Consider the following 6,230-nt stretch of genomic DNA (forward strand, 5'->3'; position numbering starts at 1 on the left):
GTTCTTGATGGTCACCAGGAAGGTCACGGCTTCCTTACCATCAATCAGGCGGTGATCGTAGGACAACGCCAGGTACATCATTGGGCGGATTACCACCTGACCATTCACTGCCATCGGACGCTGGATGATGTTGTGCATCCCCAGGATCGCGGCTTGTGGCGGGTTGACGATCGGCGTCGACATCATCGAACCGAACGTACCACCGTTAGTGATGGTGAAGGTACCGCCGGTCATTTCTTCAATCGACAGCTTGCCGTCTTTGGCTTTCTTGCCAAAGGTGGCGATGCCGTTCTCGATTTCAGCCAGGCTCATCAGCTCGGCGTTACGCAGCACGGGAACTACCAGGCCACGGTCGCTGGACACGGCAACACCGATGTCGGCGTAGCCGTGGTAAACGATGTCGGTACCGTCAATCGAGGCGTTGACTGCCGGGAAGCGCTTCAGCGCTTCGGTGGCGGCCTTGACGAAGAACGACATAAAGCCCAGGCGCACGCCGTTGTGGCTCTTCTCGAACAGGTCCTTGTACTTCGAGCGCAGTGCCATGACTTCGGTCATGTCGACTTCGTTGAAGGTGGTCAGCATGGCCATGGAGGACTGTGCTTCGACCAGGCGCTCGGCGATCTTGGCGCGCAGACGGGTCATCGGCACACGCTTCTCGGTGCGGTCGCCAGTGGCGAATACCGGAGCGGCAGCAGCAGGCGCAGCTGGCTTGGCGGCAGGTGCAGCAGCCGGGGCGTTCTTCTTCGCTTCAACGGCAGCCACCACGTCTTCCTTGGTGACGCGACCACCTTTGCCGGTGCCAGCGATGCTGTTCGGGTCGATGCCGTTTTCTTCGGCGATCTTGCGCGCAGCTGGGGACAGGATCTGATCGTCGCCTGCAGCAGCGGCCGGAGCAGCGGCAGCAGGTGCAGCAGCCTGAGCGGCAACGGCTGGTGCAGGAGCAGCAGCGCCGCCCTCGCCCAGGGTACCGAGCAGTTCGTTGGACAGAACGGTGTCGCCTTCATTCTTGATGATTTGCGCGAGGACGCCGTCGGCCTCGGCCAGCACTTCGATCACTACCTTGTCGGTTTCGATGTCGACGATCAGCTCGTCGCGCTTGACCGCATCGCCCGGCTTCTTGTGCCAAGTGGCCACGGTGCCGTCGGCAACCGATTCCGGGAAAGTAGGGGCTTTGATCTCGATAGCCATTGTGTGTGGTTCCTTAAATTCGGTTTCTTCTAGCAGGCGGCCCAGTTGGCCGCCTGTTGCGCGAAGGCGTTAAACAGTAAAGGCGTCTTGCAGGAGTTTTTCCTGCTGTTCGGCGTGCATCGATGCATAACCACAGGCAGGTGCGGCAGACGCATCACGACCTGCGTACTCGAGGAACAGCGCTTTCTTGTGCGCTGTCGCCACGCGACGCATGTGATGCTGGCTGCAGTACCAGGCGCCCTGGTTCATCGGCTCTTCCTGACACCAGACGATGTGCTTGAGGTTCTTGAACGGGGCAATTGCCTCGGCCAGATCATCTTCCGGGAACGGATAGAGCTGCTCGATACGCACAATGGCGATGTCTTCGCGGCCTTCGTTGCGGCGTTTCTCCAGCAAGTCGTAGTAAACCTTGCCGCTGCACAGAATCAGACGCTCGACTTTCTTCGGATCGATGGTATCGATCTCTGGAATCACGGTCTGGAACGAGCCTTCGGCCAGATCTTCCAGGGTCGAGATGGCCAATTTGTGGCGCAGCAGCGACTTCGGCGTCAATACGACCAACGGCTTGCGCAGTGGGCGAATCACCTGACGACGCAGCAAGTGGTAGATCTGCGCCGGGGTGGTCGGTACCGCAACCTGCATGTTGTGCTCGGCGCACAGCTGCAGATAACGCTCCAGACGCGCCGAGCTGTGCTCAGGGCCCTGCCCTTCATAACCGTGCGGCAGCAGCATGGTCAGACCGCAGAGACGGCCCCACTTGTGCTCGCCACTGGAAATGAACTGGTCGAACACCACCTGGGCACCGTTGGCGAAGTCGCCGAACTGCGCTTCCCAGATCACCAGCGACTGCGGCTGGGTGGTGGCGTAGCCGTATTCGAAGGCCAGTACCGCTTCTTCCGAGAGGAAGGAGTCGTACAGGTCGAAACGCGGCTGCCCCTGGTAAAGGTTCTGCAGCGGCAGATGGGTGCCGGCGTCCTTCTGGTTGTGCAGCACCGCGTGACGGTGCGAGAAGGTGCCGCGGCCGATGTCCTGACCGGTCATGCGGATCGGATGGCCTTCGAACAACAGGGTGGCGTAGGCCATGGTCTCGGCGTAGCCCCAGTTGATCGGCAGCGCGCCTGCGCTCATCTTCTGGCGGTCTTCGAGAATTTTCGCGACCTGGCGCTGCACCACAAAGCCTTCTGGAATTTCCAGCAGCTTGTTGGACAGTTCCTGCAGGGTTTTCAGCTCGAAACGCGTGTCGTGACGCGCGGTCCAGGCGTGGCCCAGGTATGGACGCCAATCAACGAAGAGTTCCTTGTTTGGCTCTTTAACCAAGCTCTTGACCACATGCTGACCGTTATCCAGCGCAGTGCGGTACTCGTCGATCTTGGCCTGCACGTCATCAGTAGATTGACGCGCCGCAGCGGTCAGCACGTCGGCATACAGCTCACGGGTGGTGCGCTGTTTGCTGATTTGCTGATACATGATCGGCTGGGTGCCGCTCGGCTCATCGGCCTCGTTATGGCCGCGACGGCGGTAGCAGACCAGGTCAATGACCACGTCACGCTTGTACTGCATGCGGTAATCGACAGCCAGCTGGGTGACGAACAGCACCGCTTCCGGGTCATCGCCATTCACGTGCAGGATCGGCGCCTGAATCATCTTCGCCACATCGGTGCAGTACTCGGTGGAACGCGAGTCCAGCGGGTTGCTGATGGTGAAGCCGACCTGGTTGTTGATCACGATGTGGATGGTGCCGCCCGTCTTGAAGCCACGGGTCTGCGACATCTGGAAGGTTTCCATGACCACACCCTGACCGGCGAATGCCGCGTCACCGTGCAGGGAAACTGGCAGCACTTTCTCGCCAATGGCGTCGTTACGACGATCCTGACGGGCGCGTACCGAACCTTCGACCACCGGAGAAACGATCTCCAGGTGCGACGGGTTAAACGCCATTGCCAGGTGCACTTCGCCGCCAGCGGTCATCACGTTGGAGGAGAAACCCTGGTGGTATTTCACGTCGCCGGAAGACAGACCTTCGGTTTTCTTGCCTTCGAACTCGTCGAACAGATCGCGCGGGTTCTTGCCGAAGGTGTTGACCAGCACGTTGAGGCGGCCACGGTGGGCCATGCCGATGACGACTTCCTTGGTGCCGTAGGAGCCGGACCGCTGGATCACTTCATCGAGCAGCGGACTCAGGCTCTCGCCGCCTTCCAGACCGAAACGCTTGGTGCCCGGGTACTTGGTGCCCAGGTACTTTTCCAGACCTTCAGCTGCGGTCAGGCGCTCAAGCAGGTGGCTCTGCACCTCAACCGAGAATTGTGGACGACCACGCACGCTTTCCAGGCGCTGCTGGAACCAGCTGCGCTGCTCGGAATCGACAATATGGGTGAACTCGGCGCCAATGGTGCGGCAATATGTCTGCTGCAACGCATCGCGAATTTCGCGCAGAGTAGCCTCTTCCTTGCCAATGAACAGCCCACCGGTACGGAAGGTGGTGTCCAGGTCGGCATCGGTCAGACCATAGTGATTGATTGCCAGATCGGCCGGCACAGGACGCTTCCAGAGGCCAAGCGGATCGAGCTGGGCAGCCTGATGGCCGCGCATGCGATAAGCCTGAATCAGGCGCAGCACTTCGACTTGCTTCTTCTCGTGCTCACTGCTGACGCTACCAGCGGACACCGGTTGGGCGCGGCGCTGATTTTTAGCGAGCAGGACGAAATGATCGCGAATCGTTGAGTGCGATACGTCTGTGGCGGCGCTGCCGTCAGTCGGCAACTTCTGGAAGTAAGTGCGCCACTCTTCTGGCACAGCGTTGGGATCGTGCAGGTAAAGCTCATAGAGCTCTTCCACATAGGCAGCGTTACCACCGGATAGGTGGGCACTGTCCCACATGCGCTGCATCACGCTTTCTTGCATGCTTGGTCACCCTCGGTAAGGGGACACCACCGGCGAAGAAACCGCATGGCTGTCAGTCCTGAAGCAGCGACTGGTAAGCCACTACGGATCCCGCAGATAGTCCGGGCACCAGCCCGGATGCCCCTGCTGGTCGTCATATTTTTCAAATTAAGAACCACCGCTTTGTGAGCAGCAGCCCTGGCTAAAACTACGGCGCTGGGTTGAAAGCAGCGCCGCAGGTGTTACAGGTCTAGCAAACAACCGTGAATCAGGTACCGCTCTGCAGCAACATATTGCGTACGTGGCCGATTGCCTTGGTCGGGTTGAGACCCTTAGGGCAAACGTTCACGCAGTTCATGATGCCGCGGCAACGGAACACGCTGAACGGATCATCCAGCGACGCCAGACGTTGTTCGGTCTGGGTATCACGGCTGTCCGCCAGGAAACGATAAGCCTGCAGCAGCGCAGCTGGGCCGAGGAACTTGTCTGGGTTCCACCAGAACGACGGGCAGCTGGTGGAGCAGCAAGCGCACAGGATGCACTCGTACAGACCGTCCAGCTTCTCACGCTCTTCCGGCGACTGCAGACGCTCGATGGCCGGCGCCGGCGTGTTGTTCTGCAGGTATGGCTGCACCTTCTCGTACTGCTTGTAGAAGATGCTCATATCAACAGCCAGGTCACGGATGACCGGCAGGCCAGGCAGCGGGCGAATCACCAGCTTGCCGCCTTTCAGGCCAGCCGCCGAGATCGGCGTGATGCAGGCCAGGCCATTCTTGCCGTTGATGTTCATGCCATCGGAACCGCACACGCCTTCACGGCAGGAGCGACGATAGGAGAAACCCTCGTCCTGTTCCTTGATCAGCGCCAGTACGTCAAGGACCATGATGTCCTTGCCGCCGGTGTCGACCTGGAAATCCTGCATAAACGGTGCAGCATCTTTTTCCGGGTTGTAACGATAAACGCTTACTTGCAACAGATTGGCTTGCGACATATCAGGCACCCTTAATAAGTCCGGACCTTGGGTTCAAACGCTGGAACTGTCTTCGGCGAGAAGTTGACCGAACGCTTGCTCACGCGCTTTTCACCTGGGATATACAGGGAGTGGCACAGCCAGTTTTCGTCGTCACGTTCTTCGAAATCTTCACGAGCGTGAGCACCACGGGATTCTTTACGAACCTCGGCAGCGATCGCGGTGGCTTCTGCCACTTCGAGAAGGTTTTGCAGTTCCAATGCTTCGATACGCGCAGTGTTGAATGCCTGGCTCTTGTCCGCGATCTTGACAGTCGCGATCCGCTCACGCAGGTCGGCCAGTTGGGCGATGCCCTTCTGCATGTACTCACCGGTGCGGAACACACCGAAGTAATTCTGCATGCAGTTTTGCAGCTCTTTACGCAGCGGCGCGACATCTTCGCCGGTGGTGCGTTCGTTGACGCCTGCCAGACGCTTGAGCGACAGCTCGATGTCGGTTTCGCTGGCACCACGGACTTCCACGCCTTCTTTCAGCGCTTTTTCCAGGTGAATACCGGCGGCACGACCGAACACTACGAGATCAAGCAGCGAGTTGCCGCCCAGACGGTTGGCGCCGTGTACCGATACGCAGGCCACTTCGCCGACAGCGAACAGGCCTTCGATGATCTTGTCGTTGCCGTTAGCATCCTGAGTGATGGCCTGACCGTGAATATTGGTCGGCACACCGCCCATCATATAGTGGCAGGTCGGAATCACTGGAACCGGCGCAACCACCGGGTCAACGTGAGCGAAGGTCTTCGACAGCTCGCAGATGCCTGGCAGACGGCTGTGCAGCACGTCCTCGCCAAGGTGGTCGAGCTTGAGCAGTACGTGGTCCTTGTCCGGGCCACAGCCGTTGCCGGCGAGTACTTCTTTAACCATCGAGCGCGCTACTACGTCACGACCGGCCAAGTCTTTGGCGTTCGGCGCATAACGCTCCATGAAACGCTCGCCATGGGCGTTGATCAGGTAACCACCTTCACCACGGCAACCTTCAGTGACCAGTACACCAGCGCCGGCAATACCGGTCGGGTGGAACTGCCACATCTCGATATCCTGCACCGGCACGCCGGCACGCAGGGCCTTGCCCACGCCGTCACCGGTGTTGATCAGGGCGTTGGTGGTAGATGCGTAGATACGACCGGCACCGCCAG

4 protein-coding genes are annotated in these 6,230 nt (G+C 59.5%); all 4 read right to left on the reverse strand.

All coding sequences use genetic code 11. The annotated features are described in order from the left end of the window. Positions 1-1,188: 2-oxoglutarate dehydrogenase complex dihydrolipoyllysine-residue succinyltransferase (gene odhB / locus Q8O69_RS15340; protein ID WP_305593130.1), on the reverse strand; the 1,188-nt coding region annotated here is incomplete at its 3' end. 69 nt (positions 1,189-1,257) lie between these two features. Further along, positions 1,258-4,089 carry a 2-oxoglutarate dehydrogenase E1 component gene (locus Q8O69_RS15345; protein WP_305593131.1) on the reverse strand — a complete coding sequence of 944 codons (2,832 nt, stop codon included), beginning with the start codon at positions 4,087-4,089 and terminating at the stop codon, positions 1,258-1,260. 247 nt (positions 4,090-4,336) lie between these two features. Next, complete coding sequence (locus tag Q8O69_RS15350; RefSeq protein ID WP_160016353.1) at positions 4,337-5,044, reverse strand: succinate dehydrogenase iron-sulfur subunit; 708 nt, start codon at positions 5,042-5,044, stop codon at positions 4,337-4,339. Positions 5,045-5,070: 26 nt separating this feature from the next. Next, positions 5,071-6,230: FAD-binding protein (locus Q8O69_RS15355; RefSeq protein WP_305593132.1), on the reverse strand; the 1,160-nt coding region annotated here is incomplete at its 5' end.

Source organism: Pseudomonas sp., from assembly GCF_030690725.1.
Taxonomy (GTDB): Bacteria; Pseudomonadota; Gammaproteobacteria; order Pseudomonadales; family Pseudomonadaceae; genus Aquipseudomonas.